This window comes from Streptomyces sp. V2I9, from assembly GCF_030817475.1.
GTDB lineage: Bacteria > Actinomycetota > Actinomycetes > Streptomycetales > Streptomycetaceae > Streptomyces.
On record NZ_JAUSZJ010000002.1, the window covers coordinates 1,130,590 to 1,145,888 of the forward strand.

The 15,299-nt window shown below is 71.5% G+C and carries 16 protein-coding genes; 10 read left to right on the top strand and 6 right to left on the bottom strand.

Annotated elements, in window-relative coordinates; all coding sequences use genetic code 11:
* Positions 1 to 60 precede the first annotated feature (60 nt).
* Positions 61 to 1,332 carry a tyrosine--tRNA ligase gene (tyrS, locus tag QFZ71_RS05060; protein ID WP_307667047.1) on the top strand — a complete coding sequence of 424 codons (1,272 nt, stop codon included), beginning with the start codon at positions 61 to 63 and terminating at the stop codon, positions 1,330 to 1,332.
* 552 nt (positions 1,333 to 1,884) lie between these two features.
* Here tyrS and QFZ71_RS05065 read toward each other — a convergent pair.
* A complete protein-coding gene (locus tag QFZ71_RS05065; RefSeq protein ID WP_307667048.1) occupies positions 1,885 to 2,160 on the bottom strand; it encodes a GlsB/YeaQ/YmgE family stress response membrane protein in 276 nt (91 codons plus the stop codon).
* Positions 2,161 to 2,361: 201 nt separating this feature from the next.
* Between QFZ71_RS05065 and QFZ71_RS05070 the strand changes: the two genes are divergently transcribed.
* Together QFZ71_RS05070 and QFZ71_RS05075 are read left to right on the top strand one after the other, a co-directional pair.
* Positions 2,362 to 2,739, top strand: a complete 378-nt coding sequence (locus QFZ71_RS05070; protein ID WP_307667049.1) for a DUF3099 domain-containing protein — start codon at positions 2,362 to 2,364, stop codon at positions 2,737 to 2,739.
* 221 nt (positions 2,740 to 2,960) lie between these two features.
* Entirely contained in the window at positions 2,961 to 3,224 is a 264-nt protein-coding gene (locus QFZ71_RS05075) for a hypothetical protein (protein WP_307667050.1), read from the top strand.
* A gap of 72 nt (positions 3,225 to 3,296) precedes the next feature.
* On the opposite strand, the gene moaA is transcribed toward QFZ71_RS05075, so the two are convergent.
* The 3 genes from moaA to QFZ71_RS05090 all read right to left on the bottom strand — a co-directional run bounded on the left by moaA (position 3,297) and on the right by QFZ71_RS05090 (position 6,500).
* Positions 3,297 to 4,286, bottom strand: a complete 990-nt coding sequence (moaA, locus tag QFZ71_RS05080) for a GTP 3',8-cyclase MoaA (RefSeq protein WP_307667051.1) — start codon at positions 4,284 to 4,286, stop codon at positions 3,297 to 3,299.
* A gap of 208 nt (positions 4,287 to 4,494) precedes the next feature.
* Positions 4,495 to 6,138, bottom strand: coding sequence for a cation acetate symporter (locus tag QFZ71_RS05085; RefSeq protein ID WP_307667052.1), 1,644 nt, complete (start codon positions 6,136 to 6,138; stop codon positions 4,495 to 4,497).
* Positions 6,135 to 6,500, bottom strand: a complete 366-nt coding sequence (locus QFZ71_RS05090; RefSeq protein WP_307667053.1) for a DUF485 domain-containing protein — start codon at positions 6,498 to 6,500, stop codon at positions 6,135 to 6,137. Before QFZ71_RS05090 ends, QFZ71_RS05085 begins: the two co-directional genes overlap by 4 nt.
* Before the next feature lie 375 nt (positions 6,501 to 6,875).
* Here QFZ71_RS05090 and QFZ71_RS05095 point away from each other — a divergent pair, with 375 nt between their 5' ends.
* Positions 6,876 to 8,414, top strand: a complete 1,539-nt coding sequence (locus QFZ71_RS05095; RefSeq protein ID WP_307667054.1) for a S8 family serine peptidase — start codon at positions 6,876 to 6,878, stop codon at positions 8,412 to 8,414.
* Between the two features lie 87 nt (positions 8,415 to 8,501).
* Here QFZ71_RS05095 and QFZ71_RS05100 read toward each other — a convergent pair whose 3' ends face one another.
* Both QFZ71_RS05100 and QFZ71_RS05105 read right to left on the bottom strand, forming a co-directional pair.
* Positions 8,502 to 9,206, bottom strand: coding sequence for a lysoplasmalogenase (locus QFZ71_RS05100; RefSeq protein ID WP_307667055.1), 705 nt, complete (start codon positions 9,204 to 9,206; stop codon positions 8,502 to 8,504).
* Positions 9,203 to 10,162: a sterol desaturase family protein gene (locus tag QFZ71_RS05105; protein WP_307667056.1), complete on the bottom strand. Its 960-nt coding sequence runs from the start codon at positions 10,160 to 10,162 to the stop codon at positions 9,203 to 9,205. The genes QFZ71_RS05100 and QFZ71_RS05105 overlap by 4 nt, the downstream gene beginning before the upstream one ends.
* A 315-nt stretch (positions 10,163 to 10,477) precedes the next feature.
* Here QFZ71_RS05105 and QFZ71_RS30415 point away from each other — a divergent pair, with 315 nt between their 5' ends.
* The 6 genes from QFZ71_RS30415 (at position 10,478) to QFZ71_RS05130 (ending at position 15,299) form a co-directional block, all read left to right on the top strand.
* Positions 10,478 to 10,849 carry a hypothetical protein gene (locus QFZ71_RS30415; protein ID WP_373465182.1) on the top strand — a complete coding sequence of 124 codons (372 nt, stop codon included), beginning with the start codon at positions 10,478 to 10,480 and terminating at the stop codon, positions 10,847 to 10,849.
* Positions 10,850 to 10,909: 60 nt separating this feature from the next.
* Positions 10,910 to 11,200 (top strand): hypothetical protein, encoded by a 291-nt coding sequence (locus QFZ71_RS05110; RefSeq protein ID WP_307667057.1) that lies wholly within the window; start codon positions 10,910 to 10,912, stop codon positions 11,198 to 11,200.
* A 54-nt stretch (positions 11,201 to 11,254) separates the two neighbouring features.
* Positions 11,255 to 12,268, top strand: a complete 1,014-nt coding sequence (locus QFZ71_RS05115) for a DEDDh family exonuclease (protein ID WP_307667058.1) — start codon at positions 11,255 to 11,257, stop codon at positions 12,266 to 12,268.
* Between the two features lie 63 nt (positions 12,269 to 12,331).
* On the top strand, positions 12,332 to 12,565 hold the full coding sequence (locus QFZ71_RS05120; protein WP_078507646.1) for a hypothetical protein: 234 nt from the start codon (positions 12,332 to 12,334) through the stop codon (positions 12,563 to 12,565).
* A gap of 78 nt (positions 12,566 to 12,643) precedes the next feature.
* The gene (locus tag QFZ71_RS05125; RefSeq protein WP_307667059.1) at positions 12,644 to 13,447 is read left to right on the top strand and encodes an SURF1 family protein; all 804 of its coding nucleotides are present in this window, start codon (positions 12,644 to 12,646) and stop codon (positions 13,445 to 13,447) included.
* Positions 13,448 to 13,505: 58 nt separating this feature from the next.
* Complete coding sequence (locus tag QFZ71_RS05130; protein WP_307667060.1) at positions 13,506 to 15,299, top strand: glycoside hydrolase family 15 protein; 1,794 nt, start codon at positions 13,506 to 13,508, stop codon at positions 15,297 to 15,299.

Genomic DNA, 15,299 nt, shown 5'->3' on the forward strand with positions numbered 1-15,299 from the left:
GACTTCGACGTTGCGACTCCATGTTGCAACCCAATGACATAAACGAGGAGACACGGAACCGTGACGGACATCGTCGACGAGCTGAAGTGGCGCGGGCTGTTCGCCCAGTCCACTGACGAGGACGCATTGCGCAAGGCTCTCGCGGACGGTCCCGTCACCTTCTATTGCGGCTTCGACCCGACCGCGGCCAGCCTGCACGTGGGCCACCTGGTGCAGGTGCTCACCATGCGCCGGCTCCAGCAGGCCGGGCTGAGACCGCTCGCGCTGGTCGGCGGGGCGACGGGCCAGATCGGTGACCCGCGGCCCACCGCCGAGCGCACGCTGAACGACCCGGAGACCATCTCCGACTGGGTGCGGCGGCTGCGGGGGCAGATCGAGCCCTTCCTCACCTTCGAGGGCCCGAACGCGGCGACGATGGTCAACAACCTGGACTGGACCGCGGGCATGTCCGCGATCGAGTTCCTCCGGGACATCGGCAAGCACTTCCGGGTCAACAAGATGCTCACCAAGGACTCGGTCGCCCGGCGGCTGGAGTCGCAGGAGGGCATCAGCTACACCGAGTTCAGCTACCAGCTCCTCCAGGGCATGGACTTCCTGGAGCTGTACCGCCGCCACGGCTGCACCCTCCAGCAGGGCGGCAGCGACCAGTGGGGCAACCTCACCGCGGGGATCGACCTGATCCACCGGCTGGAGCCGGGCGCGGTCGTGCACGCGCTGGCGACGCCCCTGATGACGAAGGCGGACGGGACCAAGTTCGGCAAGTCGGAGAGCGGCGCCGTCTGGCTCGACCCGGAGATGACGACGCCGTACGCGTTCTACCAGTTCTGGCTGAACGTGGACGACCGGGACGTCTCGCGCTACCTGCGCATCCTCAGTTTCAGGAGCCGTGCGGAGCTGGAGGAGCTGGAGAAGCTGACCGAGGAGCGGCCGCAGGCGCGTTCCGCGCAGCGGGCGCTGGCCGAGGAGCTGACGACGCTGGTGCACGGCGGCGCGCAGTGCGCGGCGGTGATCGCGGCGTCGAAGGCGCTGTTCGGGCAGGGCGACCTGGCCGAGCTGGACGAGGCGACGCTGAGCGCCGCGCTGTCCGAGGTGCCGCACGCCACCGTCGCCGAGCTGGGCCCGCTGGTGGACCTCCTGGTGGAGGTCGGCCTGGCGCCCAGCAAGTCGGGCGCCCGGCGCACGGTGAAGGAGGGCGGCGCGTACGTGAACAACGTGAAGGTCGTCGACGGTGAGGTCGCGCCGGACGCCGGTGAGCTGCTGCACGGGCGCTGGCTGGTGCTGCGCCGGGGCAAGAAGAACCTGGCGGCCGTGGAGGTCAGCCCGGCGGGCTGATCCCTCGCGCACCGCACGCACGGACGCCGCGGCCGGACACGCATCGGATGTGTGTCCGGCCGCGGCGCTTCGGTGCCAGGACCCGCCGCGCCGTCGTACGGGCCGGTCTCCGGTACGCGGTCGTTCCGGCGCACGAGCCGGTCCCGCGCGTGCGCCTCCCCCGGTACGCGGGTCGTTCACGGGCACGAGCCGGTTCCGGGCGTGCGCGTCGACGGCCCCTCACGGTGCCCTCGGCGGGACGGCCGTCATCCCTTCTGCGCCGTGATGTGCTCGAGGACCTCGTCGAAGGCCTTGGCCGGCGAGATGTCCACGTACTCGCAGTCCTCCAACGCCACCGAGGCGTGACCGGGGGGCCAGTAGAAGGCGTCCCCCGCTTCGTAGAGATCGTCCCCCCAGTCTGGGCCCGCGAACGGCGCACCGCCAGCCCGGTGCGCCGCCTCATCAGGGGTTGGAGCAGCGGCACCGGCCGGGACTCCGGCACCTCATGGCGCCGCGGCCGGGCACGCGAGGAAGGCGTGCCCGGCCGCGGCGCCATGAGGTGCCTTCGGTGGGTCAGGTTCTCTGCCGGTTGCCCCGGATCGCCTGCCAGGCCATGTCGCCGACGGCGACGACCGCCACGGCGCCCGCCAGTTGCAGCAGGTGGCGGATCCAGTCGATGCCCTTGGTGTCCTCGACGCCGATCCAACTGGCGACGGCGTTGCCGAGGACGCTTCCGAGGATGCCGAACACGACGGTCAGCCAGAGCGGGATGTCCTGCTTGCCGGGCAGGATGGCTCTGGCGATGACACCCAGCACCAGTCCCACAATGATTGCCCACAACCAGCCCATTTCGCCTCCTCGTACGGCGCGGAGTGCGCGTTCGTCCAGACTGGGCCCGCCGTTCGGGCGGCGCATGTCCGGTTGGGCCGTCCGGGGGACCCGGCCCTCCCGCGCGGGGCCGCCCCGGTCGCCCGCCCGGCCGGGGCCGGGCGTACCGTGGACGCAGCGCGCGGGCCCGGGAAGCCCGGCGACGAGATCGGGTGGTGGAGCATGCTGCGGAAGAACGCCGGGCCGGAGGTCATCCGGATCACGGGCGCCCGTCAGGGGCTGACGGAGGACGTCCGGGGCCGTCAGCGACGCTACGTGATCTCGATGTCGGTGCGCACGGTGTCGGTGGTCCTGGCCGCGGTGCTGTGGAACGTGGAGCGGCATGTGGCGATCGTGGCGCTCGCGCTGGGCGTGCTGTTGCCGTACATCGCGGTGGTCATCGCCAACGCGGGCCGTGAGAACGTGACTTCGTTGCCGACGACGTTCGTGCCGATGCCGATGCGGCCCGCCCTGGGGGCCGGTCCGGTCTCCGGTACGGCGGAGGCCGGGGACGCCGAGGGGGCGTCGGGCCGGGTCCCGCCGCCGCACGGGCACGCCTGACCCGCAGCCCCCGTACAGCTCGGCGGGAGCTCAGATCAATCATGACGTTCCGGTGCACCGGACGCCGGTGCCCGTGACATACTTCGAACGCGCTCCGTATCCCCCGTCGGAGCGATGGACCGACGCCGGGCAGCTCCCCCCGTGGCTGCCCGGCGTCGCCTTTTCCCCGGCCGGGGGACGGGTCGGAAAGCCCGTGGAGCGCCTGACCTAGGCTGGGGTGCGTGATCTTTTCCGAGACGTCCGCCGAGAGTCCCACCGGCGCCCCGCTCTGTTCCGCCAAGGGCTGCCGGGCCGCCGCCGTGTGGGTGCTCGCCTGGAACAACCCCAAACTGCACACCCCGGAGCGGCGCAAGACGTGGCTGGCCTGCGACGAGCACCGGGAGCACCTGTCCTCGTTCCTCGACGTGCGGGGTTTCCTCAAGGACGTCGTGGCGCTGGAGGACTGGGAGTCCGGGGACGGCCCCGCCACCGGCCGGACGGTCTGACATCCGGCCGGCGATCGCCCGCGTTCAGCCGCCGGTCATGGGCGGGTCCCGGCCGCCGATCGCGGCCGGGAGTCAGCCGCCGATCGCGGACATCGGGCGGTCGGGTTGCAGGAAGCCGGGGTCGTCCAGTCCGGATCCCGCCTTCTTGCCCCACATGGCCGTCTCCCAGAGCCGGGCGATCTCCTCGTCCGGCGCGTCCCCGCGCAGCGCTCCGCGCAGATCGGTCTCCTCGCGCGCGAAGAGGCAGGTGCGGACCTGGCCGTCGGCGGTGAGCCGGGTGCGGTCGCAGGCGCGGCAGAACGGGCGGGTGACGGAGGCGATCACCCCGACGCGGTGCGGGCCGCCGTCGACGGTCCACCGCTCGGCGGGTGCGGAGCCGCGGGTCTCGTCGCCCTCGGGGGTGAGGGTGAAGCGGGTGCGCAGCGAGGCGAGGATGTCCCCGGCGGTGATCATGCCGTCGCGCTTCCAGCCGTGCTGGGCGTCGAGCGGCATCTGCTCGATGAAGCGGAGCTCGTAACCGTGGGCGACGGCCCAGGCGAGCATGTCGGGGGCCTCGTCGTCGTTGAGTCCCGGCATCAGGACGGAGTTGACCTTCACCGGGGTGAGGCCGGCCTCGCGGGCGGCCTCCAGACCTGCCAGGACGTCCTGGTGGCGGTCCCTGCGGGTGAGGGTCTTGAACACGTCGGGCCGCAGGGTGTCCAGCGAGACGTTGACCCGGTCGAGTCCGGCCGCCTTGAGGGCGGTGGCGGTCCGTCCGAGGCCGATGCCGTTGGTCGTGAGCGACATGCGGGGGCGCGGGGTGAGCGCGGCGCACTGCTCGACGATGGAGACGAGGCCGGGGCGCAGCAGGGGCTCGCCACCGGTGAAGCGGACCTCGGTGATGCCGAGCGAGGTGACGGCGATACGGATCAGGCGCACGATCTCGTCGTCGGAGAGCAACGCGCTCTTGCCGAGCCACTGAAGGCCCTCTTCCGGCATGCAGTAGGTGCAGCGCAGGTTGCACTTGTCGGTGAGTGACACGCGCAGGTCGGTGGCGACCCGGTCGTAGGTGTCGATGAGCACGGTCGGTCCCTCCCCCGGTGAGGCTCTCGCTCTTGTCGGCTTCCGGTACGTCCGAGCCTACGTGAGTCGTGTGACATCGGCGTGGCTCGTTTGCCACGAGGCGCGGCCGGGCCGCGTCGTAGGGTCCTACGACGCGGCCCGGCCGCGGATGGGGGGTGAGGTGCCGAGGGGTCCCCCGCGTCGCGCCGGGGGTTCCGCCGCGGTCCCGTCAGTGGGCTCCGATGCCGGTGAGGGACTTGACCTCCAGCTCGGCGTACTTGTCCTTGTCGGGCTTCTCCTTGGAGAGCAGCGAGCCGGCCCAGCCGAGCAGGAAGCCGAGCGGGATGGAGATCAGTCCGGGGTTCTCCAGCGGGAACCAGGCGAAGTCGACACCGGGGAACATCGAGGTCGGTTTGGAGGAGACGACCGGTGAGAACAGCACCAGCAGCACGGAGGAGGCGAGTCCTCCGTAGATGGACCAGAGGGCCCCGGAGGTGGTGAACCGCTTCCAGAAGAGGCTGTAGAGGATCGTCGGCAGGTTGGCGGAGGCCGCGACGGCGAAGGCCAGGGCGACGAGTCCGGCGACGTTGAGGTCGCGGGCGAGGGCGCCGAGGGCGATGGAGACGATGCCGATGGCGACGGTGGCCCACCGTGCCGCGCGGACCTCCTCCTTCTCGGTGGCCTGTCCCTTGCGGATGACGTTGGCGTAGATGTCATGGGCGAAGGACGAGGAGGAGGCGAGGGTGAGTCCGGCGACGACGGCCAGGATGGTGGCGAAGGCGACGGCGGAGATCACCGCGAGGAGGATGGCGCCGCCGGTGGAGCCGGAGCCGCCGCCGATCTCCAGTGCGGCCAGGGGCGCGGCGGTGTTGCCCGCCTTGTTGGAGGCGATGATGTCGCCGGGCTTGAGGATCGCGGCGGCGCCGAAGCCGAGCACGATCGTCATCAGGTAGAAGGCGCCGATGATGCCGATCGCCCAGTTCACGGACTTACGGGCGGCCTTGGCGGTGGGCACGGTGTAGAAGCGGATCAGGATGTGCGGCAGGCCCGCGGTGCCGAGGACCAGGGCGAGGCCGAGGGAGATGAAGTCCAGCTTCGAGACGCCGGTGGCACCGTACTTCAGACCGGGCTCCAGGAAGGCCGCGCCCTTGCCGCTGTTGCTGGCGGCGGTGCCGAGCAGGTCGGAGATGTCGAAGTTGAACTTCAGCAGGATCAGGAAGGTGATGAGCAGGGTGCCCGCGATGAGCAGGACGGCCTTGACCATCTGCACCCAGGTGGTGCCCTTCATGCCGCCGATGGTGACGTAGAGGATCATGAGCACGCCGACCAGGGCGACGATGAGGACCTTCCCGGCGTCGCTGGTGATGCCGAGCAGCAGCGAGACGAGGACGCCCGCGCCGGCCATCTGGGCCAGCAGGTAGAAGATCGAGACGACGATCGTGGACGTGCCGGCGGCGGTGCGGACGGGGCGCTGGCGCATCCGGTAGGCGAGGACGTCGCCCATGGTGTAGCGGCCGGAGTTGCGCAGCGGTTCGGCGACCAGGAGCAGGGCGACGAGCCAGGCGACGAGGAAGCCGATGGAGTAGAGGAAGCCGTCGTAGCCGAAGAGGGCGATGGCTCCGGCGATGCCGAGGAAGGACGCGGCGGACATGTAGTCGCCGGAGACCGCGAGGCCGTTCTGGAATCCGGTGAACTGGCGTCCGCCCGCGTAGAAGTCGGAGGCGCTCCTGGTCTGGCGGCCGGCCCAGACGGTGATGACGAGGGTCGCCACGACGAAGGCGGCGAACAGCGTGATGATCAGCGGCCGGTGCTCGCTCGCGCCCTCCGTCGCGGCGAGCTGGACGGTGGGGTACAGGGCGTGGGCGGCGCTCATACGTCGGCCTCCATACGGGACTTGATCGCCTCGGCCTTGGGGTCGAGCTTGGTGGCGGCGTGCCGGGAGTAGAGCCAGGCGATGAGGAAGGTGGTGGCGAACTGGGCCAGACCGAGGACGAGCGCCATGTTGATGTTGCCGACGACCTTGGTGGCCATGAATCCGCCCGCGTAGTTGCAGAGCAGGACGTAGAGGAGGTACCAGGTCACGAAGGCGATGGTCAGGGGGAAGGCGAAGGACCGGTGGGAACGGCGCAGGTCGGCGAATTCGGGGCTCGCCTGCATCGTGACGAACGCCTCGGTGGTGGGCTGGGCGGGGCCGCCGGGCGATGTGCCCTGGGGCGGCGGTGCATCGGTAGCCACGGATTCTCCTCGCGACGCGGGTGCGGTGGGCCGGGGGACGGTGGGTGTCAAGGAAGCCTCGTCGCCGGGGGACGGTGATGTGCCTCCTGGACAACGGCACGGAGGGCGCGACGAAGCGGTTCACCGCGTCTTTCGCTTCCTCGGAACCGCGCCCCCGCCTCCTCGGAACCGGGGCTTCCGCCTTCCTGGAGAGGTCGCGCCGCACCCGGTCGCCGGGACGTCGCCCGTTCGCACGAGGCCGCATCCATCACTCTTCGAACTCACTTGCCCCAAAACGTTGATGCGCTGGGATGATCAGCGATAGCTTCACTCGTCATGTACGCGACCGAGCACGCCAGGTGTCCGGTCGTCCGGCACGGATGATGTGGAGAACCCATGGCTCATCTGGCATCGAGACGGACCCGCGCACTCGCGGTCCCCGTCGGACTCGCGCTGACGGCCTCGCTCGGCTTCCTGCCGACGGCGACGGCCACGGCGGCTCCCACCGGCGAGCAGACCTCCGCGAGCGTGCGGACCGACGGGCCGAAGCTGTCCTACGTGGTCAACACCCGGGGCGGCCACGGCACCGTCAAGAAGGTCAAGAAGGCGATCGCCGAGGCGGGCGGCACGGTCGTCATCGCCTACGAGCAGATCGGCGTCATCGTCGTCCACTCGCAGAACCCGTCCTTCGGCGAAACGATCCGCCGGGTCCGCGGCGTGGAGTCGGCGGGCGCGACCCGCACGAACCCGATCGTGCCGCAGGCCACCAAGGACGTCGGCTCGATAGCGGAGCCGCTCACCGCGGAGCAGGCGGCCGCCGCCGCCGCGGACGCGAAGGCCGACGAGGACCCGCTGGAGCCGCTCCAGTGGTCGCTGCCCGCCATCAAGGCGGACCAGGCGCACCAGAAGTCGCTGGGCTCGAAGAAGGTGACGGTCGCCGTCATCGACACGGGCGTCGACGACACCCACCCGGACCTGGCCCCGAACTTCGACAGCCGCGCCTCGGCCAACTGCGTGTCGGGCGCTCCGGACACCACCGCCGGCTCCTGGCGTCCGGCGGCGGGCGAGAGCGACCACGGCACGCACGTGGCGGGCACCATCGCCGCCGCGAAGAACGGCGTCGGCGTCACCGGCGTCGCGCCGGGCGTGAAGGTGTCGGGCATCAAGGTGTCCAACCCGGACGGGTTCTTCTACACCGAGGCCGTCGTCTGCGGGTTCCTCTGGGCCGCCGAGCACGGCGTCGAGGTGACCAACAACAGCTACTACACCGACCCGTGGCTGTTCAACTGCAAGAACGACGCGGACCAGGGCGCCCTCGTCGACGCGCTCACCCGCGCCGTGAAGTACGCGGAGCGCAAGGGCACGGTCAACGTCGCGGCGGCGGGCAACTCCCGCCACGACCTGGCGACCGACGCGATCGAGGACACGACCAGCCCGAACGACTCCGAGACGGTCACGCGGACGATCGACCCGAGCGCGTGCCCGGACATCCCGACCATGCTGCCGGGCGTCGTGACGGTCTCCGCCACGGGCGCGAAGGGCCTCAAGTCCTCGTACTCGAACTACGGCAAGGGCATCATCGACGTGGCGGCGCCGGGCGGTGACTCGACGGTCTACCAGACCCCCGAGCCGCCGGCCGTCAGCGGGCTGATCCTCTCCACGCTGCCGGGCGGCAGGTTCGGCTACAAGGCCGGTACGTCGATGGCCTCCCCGCACGTCGCGGGCGTCGTGGCGCTGATCAAGTCCAAGCACCCCTACGCCTCGCCCGCCGCGGTGAAGGCGCTGCTGACGCTCCAGGCGGACGCGAAGGCGTGCGGTGAGCCGTACGACATCAACGGGGACGGCGTCATCGACGCGGTCTGCGAGGGCGGCAAGAGCTACAACGGTTTCTACGGAGCCGGAGTGGCGGACGCGCTGGACGCGGTGCGCTGGTAACGGCACACCACGGTACGTCCGAGGGGCCCAGGGAGATCGATCTCCCCGGGCCCCTCGGGCATTCCCCGCGCGGCGGGGGTCCGGCGGTCAGGTGCCGGAGGGTTCGACCCGGTCGCTCCCCCGGCCCGCCCCCGCCGTGAGCACCCCGTGGGCCAGCAGGGCCTGGGCGGCGATGTAGGTGAGCATCACCCAGAAGTCGGGGACCGGCGCCTGCGGCCACTCGGCGATGCCCGTGGCGATCAGGGCATCGGAGAGCAGGAAGAGCGCCCCGCCGGCCGCCGCGTACGGACCGAACACGCCCGCCCGCCAGGCCGTGGCGGTGAGCAGCAGGCTGTAGCCGGTGAGCGGGATGCGCAGGTCCGCCGGGAGGTCCGGCCAGATCAGCACGAGGAAACCGGCGAGGACGACGGTGTACCCGGCCCCCGTGGTGAGGGCCGCCGGGGCCCGGCCGGGGCCCTCGCCCCGCCCGAACAGCGTCAGGTAGCAGACGTGGCCGACGGCGAAGGAGCCCATGCCGACGAGGAAGGCCGGCTCGTCGTCGGCGAGCAGGAAGACGTCGCCGCCCCATCCGAACAGCAGGGCCGCGACGAGCAGCCGGGGTCCGCCGCGCAGGGCCGCGTACCCGGCGAGCAGCGGCATCAGCAAAGGCTTGGCGACGAGGTGGACGGTCTCGGCCCCGGCGAGCAGCCCGGCCAGGTCGGCGGCCGCGACGAGGAGGAAGGCGAGGAGCACGGGACGGGCGAAGCGCTCGGCGCCCCCGGGGTGCGCGGGGCGCGCACCGGTGGCGGTCACAGGGCGCGTTCCGGGGCGGATGCCGTGCCCCGGGCCGGTACGGAGGCGGTGGCCGCCGCCCCGCCCGTGCCCGGCGCGGCGGTGGTGACGGGTCCGGCGGCCGCCGCCGCGGTGGCCGCCTTCGCCGCCGGCTGCCAGCCCGGCCCCCGGAAGACGCGCCCGGCCCGCTCGCTCCAGGTGTCGGCGGCGCGGATGTCGCGGGCGATGGCGGCGTACTCGTGGGTGGCGACGCGCAGCGGGTTGTAGGTGGCGATGTTCTTGGTGAGCCCGTAGACGGGCCGCTCGGTCTCCGCCGCGAAGGACCCGAACATCCGGTCCCAGATGATCAGGATGCCGCCGTAGTTGCGGTCCAGGTAGCCGCCCTGCGAGGCGTGGTGGACGCGGTGGTGGGAGGGCGTGTTGAGGACGTACTCGAAGGGGCGCGGGAGCTTGCCCACCCGTTCGGTGTGCACCCAGAACTGGTAGACGAGGTTGGCCGACTGGCAGAACGCGAGCGCCGCCGGGTGCACGCCGCAGGCGATCAGCGGGAGGTAGAAGGGCCAGACGGTCGCGGAGGTCCAGGGCTGGCGCAGCGCGGTGGTGAGGTTGAACTTCTCGCTGGAGTGGTGGACCACGTGGCAGGCCCACAGGATCCGGATCACGTGGTGGCCCCGGTGGGACCAGTAGTAGAAGAAGTCCTGGGCGAGGAGCATCAGCAGGACGGTCCACCACAGCACGGGCACCCGCAGCGGCGTCAGCTCGTAGACCCCCATGTAGATCGCCAGGATGGGGATCTTCCACAGCAGGTCGAAGCCGAGGCTACCGAGGCCCATGGTGATGCTGGTGGCGGCGTCCTTGGTCCCGTACCCGGCGGCGTCCTCGTCCGGGTGGAGGCGGTAACTGACCATCTCGATCACGGTGAGCAGCACGAAGGCCGGTATTGACCACAGCACGACATCGGGCAGGTTCGGCTCCATGCGAGCACCGTAGGGCCGTGGGTCGGTGAGGGCTAGACGTTGTTACCCACAAGTATGCGAGACCTGCTGTCAGCAGTCTTTGGCGCCTTCTGCCAACCGACCGGCCCGCAGGATCTGCCGGACAGGCTCCAGCGGGGGGAACACGCGTGTCCGGTGCGGAAGTTGCCCTGTTACGGCTGGCCGCCACGGTGGCCGCGGCGGCGGCCAGGGCGCCGCTGACCCCGAGGCCGGGCGCCGGCCTGGGTGGCGGACCCGGTGCGCCCCCTCCCCCGCCCCGCGAAGCCGGACCGGCTGGCGAAGGTGCTGGCGGGCCGCATGTCCGGCGCGTACGCGGACCTCCCCGAGCACGAACGGCCGGCCGCACTCGCCTCCGTGGAGCACACGTTCGCGGCGGTGGGCGAGCCGAACGCCGGGCGCCTGTTCGCGCTGGAGCCGGAGCCCGAGCGGTTGCGCGCCGAGCTGTCGGCCCCGGCCGCCGGTCTCTCGGAGCGCCCTCTCGGCCTGTACGAGACCTTCTCGGCCGCTGCTGCGCCCATCTGCCGGACCTTCAGCACCTCACCCTCGACCACCCGTTCCTCATGGAGAGCCTGGCCGAACTGCCCGTCTGCGAGCGGGTCTCCACCCTCACCCTGCTGCCCCGGACCCGGTACCTCCACCTGGAGGGCCTCTCCCGCCGGCCGAGCCTGAACCGGCTGACCCTGCACGGCACCACCCATCTCCAGCAGCTCGGCGAGGCCCCGTCGTTGCATGGACCGGAGCATCTGCAACTGGTCCAGCTGCCCGACCCGGACCTGCGTCTGCTCGCACCTCTGGACCGGCTGCGCGACCTGCCCCCGGGCCAATGCGCTCCGGCCGGCGGCCTCGCCCCCGCTCGCCGGGCTTCCCGCCCTGACCTCTCTCCGCCTCCACGGAACCGACGAACCGTACGACCTCGCTCCGCCGGCGGGCATGGAGGGCCTGACGGTCCATGTGGCGTACGGCACCCACGTCACCGGCACCCGCCTCTTCCCGCCCGAGCGCGTCGTCCGCCTCCCCTGACCACCCGACCGGGGTGACCGAATAGGGCCCTGTCAGTCGCGGCCCGTATTCTCTGTGACCATGCTCGACGACCGCCAGACCGCCGCACCGTGGCCGACCGCCTACCCCCGGGGGTACGCGGTCGTCGACGTGGAGACCACCGGGCTCGCCCGTGACGACCGGATCGTGTCCGCCGCCGTCTACCGGCTGAACGCCCTGGGCGACGTCGAGGACCACTGGTACACCCTGGTCAACCCGGAGCGGGACCCCGGACCCGTCTGGATACACGGGCTGACGAGCGACGTGCTGGAGGGCGCTCCGCTCTTCCCCGAGGTGGCCGCCGCGCTGTCGGAGCGGCTCGCGGACCGGGTGCTCGTCGCACACAACGCGGCGTTCGACTGGTCGATGATCGCGCGCGAGTACGCGCGGGCCTCGGTCGTCGCCCCGGTCCAGCACCGGTTGTGCACCATCGCGCTGGCCAAGGAGTTGCGGCTGCCGCTGCCCAACCACAAGCTGGCCTCCCTCGCCGCGCACTTCGGGGTCGTCCAGCAGCGGGCCCACCACGCCCTGGACGACGCGCGGGTGCTGGCCGAGGCGTTCCGGCCGAGTCTGCACGCGGCGGCGCGGGGCGGGGTCCGGCTGCCGTTGCTGGAGTGCCGCCCGCTGACCGAGTGGTCCGACTCCCCCGTCACCCCGCGCGTGGGATATCAGCCCGCGCGGCAGCCGAACAGCTGGCGGCCCTCGCGCAAGCGGCCGGCCTGCCCGTATCCCAATCCGGGGCGGTACGAGAAGGAGAGGCCGCTCCAGCAGGGGATGCGGGTGGCGTTCTCCGGGGACACCTCCGTGGACCGGGAACTGCTGGAGGACCGGGCGGTGGAGGCAGGTCTGCACGTGGCGACCAGCGTGTCCCGGCTGACCAGTCTGCTGGTGACCAACGACCCGGACGCGGCCACCTCCAAGACGCAGAAGGCGAAGGCGTACGGGACGCCGATCCTGGAGGAGAGCGCCTTCACCCACCTGCTGCGCGATGTGGCCCCGGCCGAGGGCGTCGCGCTCCCCCACCAGCCGTCCCCGCCGTCATCGGAGTGAACCGGGCACGACTCGCCCGGCAGCCGCTCGCCCGCCGCCGCCGGGCGTCCCACCCTGTGGCGCATGGCACGTTGTGAGGTTTGCGGAAACGACTACGGCATGTCCTTCGAAGTCCACGCGCAGGGCGCGGTGCATGTCTTCGACTGCTTCGCCTGCGCCATCCACCGCATGGCGCCGATCTGCGAGCACTGCCGGGTCCAGGTGATCGGGCAGGGAGTCGAGGCCGACGGGCAGTGGTACTGCGGTGCCCACTGCGCCCGCGCCGAGGGAAAGGCAGGCATCGTGGACAAAGTATGACGGAACACCTGATTGCCGGATGGCTCCGGCCGTACCCCTGAGTGCCGCACCCCATGACCCCGGTTGTACGGTCATGGGGTGTACCGCTTCCTGTTGACCCGGCAGTGGGTGATTCTCACCCTGCTCGGCCTCGTGCTGATCCCGACGATGATCGAGCTGGGTTTCTGGCAGTTCCACCGGCACGAGCACCGGGTCGAGCAGAACGCGTTGATCTCGCGGAACCTCGACGCGCGGCCGGTCCCGGTCACCGAACTCACCTCCCCCGGCCACACCGTCCCCCGGGCGGACTACTGGCGGGCGGTCACCGCCACCGGCACGTTCGACACCGAGCACGAGGTGGTCGTGCGCCGCCGGACCTCGGACGACGACCGCATCGGCGTCCACGTCCTGACCCCGCTGGACCTCAAGGGCGGCGGCACGGTCCTGGTCAACCGGGGCTGGGTCCCGGCCGCGCCGAACCAGACCGCCTACCCCGACGTGCCGCCGGCGCCGCGGGGCGAAGTGACCGTCACCGGCCGTCTCAAGGCGGACGAGACGACCGGCAGCAGCGGCATCAAGGACCTGGCCGGGCTGCCCGACCGGCAGGTGATGCTGATCAACAGCGACCAGCAGTCCCAGCTGCTGTCCCGGACGGTCCTCGGCGGTTACATCGAGCAGACCGAGCCCGCGCCCTCGGGTGACCTGCCCGAGCAGATCGCCCGCCCCGACGACAGCTCGATCGGCCCGCACATGGCGTACGCCGTCCAGTGGTGGCTGTTCGTCGCCGCCGTCCCGGTCGGCTGGATCATCCTCGTGCGCCGCGAGAAGCGCGACCGGGAGCAGGCCGCGGCCGGGAGCACGACGGCCGGAGCCGCCGAGGAGCCCGCACCGGCGAGCGCGTGAGGTCAGCGGCACATCATCCGGTTGGTTGACATCGGCCCGGTTCGGGAAAGCGCCTGGCGTGACCCCACGTATCGAGGACTACGCCCTGATCGGCGATCTCCAGACCGCCGCGCTCGTCGGCAGGAACGGTTCCGTCGACTGGCTCTGCCTGCCGCGCTTCGACTCCGGCGCCTGTTTCGCCGCACTGCTCGGCACCGAGGAGAACGGCCACTGGCGCATCGCCCCCGCGGGTACGGCGGCATCGGACGTCTGCACCCGGCGCTCCTATGTGAAGGACTCGCTGGTCCTGGAGACGTACTGGGAGACGCGGACCGGCACGGTGAAGGTCATCGACTTCATGCCGCAGCGCGACGCGTCACCGGATCTGATGCGGATCGTCGAGGGCGTCAGCGGCACGGTGGACATGCGCTCGGTGCTGCGGCTGCGCTTCGACTTCGGCTCGGTGGTGCCCTGGGTGCGGAAGTCGCACGGCCACCGGGTGGCGGTCGCCGGCCCCGACTCCGTGTGGCTGCGCAGCGAACCGCCGGTCAAGACGTGGGGCCAGCAGTTCAGCACCTGCTCCTCGTTCACCGTCTCCGAGGGCGAGAGCGTGGCGTTCGTGCTCACCTGGCACCCGTCGCACTCGCCGCGCCCGAAGCTGATCGACCCGCACAAGGCGCTCGAGCACACGGTGCACGACTGGGCCAAGTGGACCGGGCGGTGCACCTACGAGGGCCCCTACCGCGAGGCCGTGATGCGCTCCCTGATCACCCTGAAGGCGCTGACGTACGCCCCGACGGGCGGGATCGTGGCGGCCCCGACGACCTCGCTGCCGGAGGAGATCGGCGGCGTACGGAACTGGGACTACCGCTTCTGCTGGCTGCGGGACGCCACGCTGACGCTCGGGGCGATGCTGTCGGCCGGCTATCTGAAGGAGGCGGAGGCCTGGCGGGACTGGCTGCTGCGGGCGGTAGCCGGGGACCCGGCGGACCTCCAGATCATGTACGGACTGGCGGGCGAGCGCAGGCTGCCCGAGACGGAACTGCCCTGGCTCGCCGGGTACGAGCACTCCCGGCCGGTCCGCACCGGTAACGCGGCTGTCCGCCAGCGCCAGCTCGACGTGTACGGCGAGGTCATCGACGCGCTCCGGCTCGCCCGCGTCGCCGGTCTCGACGACAAGCCGCACGCCTGGAACCTCCAGCTCAGCCTGCTCGGCTTCCTGGAGTCCAGCTGGCGCGAACCGGACGAGGGGCTGTGGGAGATCCGTGGCGCCCGCCGGCACTTCGTGCACTCCAAGGTGATGGCCTGGGTCGCCGCGGACCGGGCCGTGCGCACCCTGGAGGAGAACCCGGAGCTGCCCGGCGACGCGGAGCGCTGGCGGGCGATGCGGGACGCCGTGCACGCGGAGGTCTGCGAGAAGGGGTACGACGCCGAGCGGAACACCTTCACCCAGTCCTACGGGTCGCGGGAGCTGGACGCCGCGACGCTGCTCATCGTGCGGACCGGGTTCCTGCCGCCGGACGACCCGCGGGTGATCGGCACGGTCGACGCGGTCCGCGACGAGCTGGGCAGCGGCGGCCTGGTCCGCCGCTACTCCACCGAGGGCGCCTCCGTGGACGGACTGCCCGGCGACGAGGGCACGTTCATCGTCTGCTCGTTCTGGCTGGTCGACGCGTTGCACCGGACCGGGAGGGCCCGGGAGGCGCGGGAGCTGTTCGAGCGTCTGCTGGAGCTGCGCAACGACATGGGGCTGCTGGCCGAGGAGTACGACGTGTCGGCGGGCCGCCAGCTGGGCAACTTCCCCCAGGCGTTCAGCCACATCGGACTGGTGAACTCCGCGGTCGACCTCGCCGGGGAGGACCCGGCAGGATAG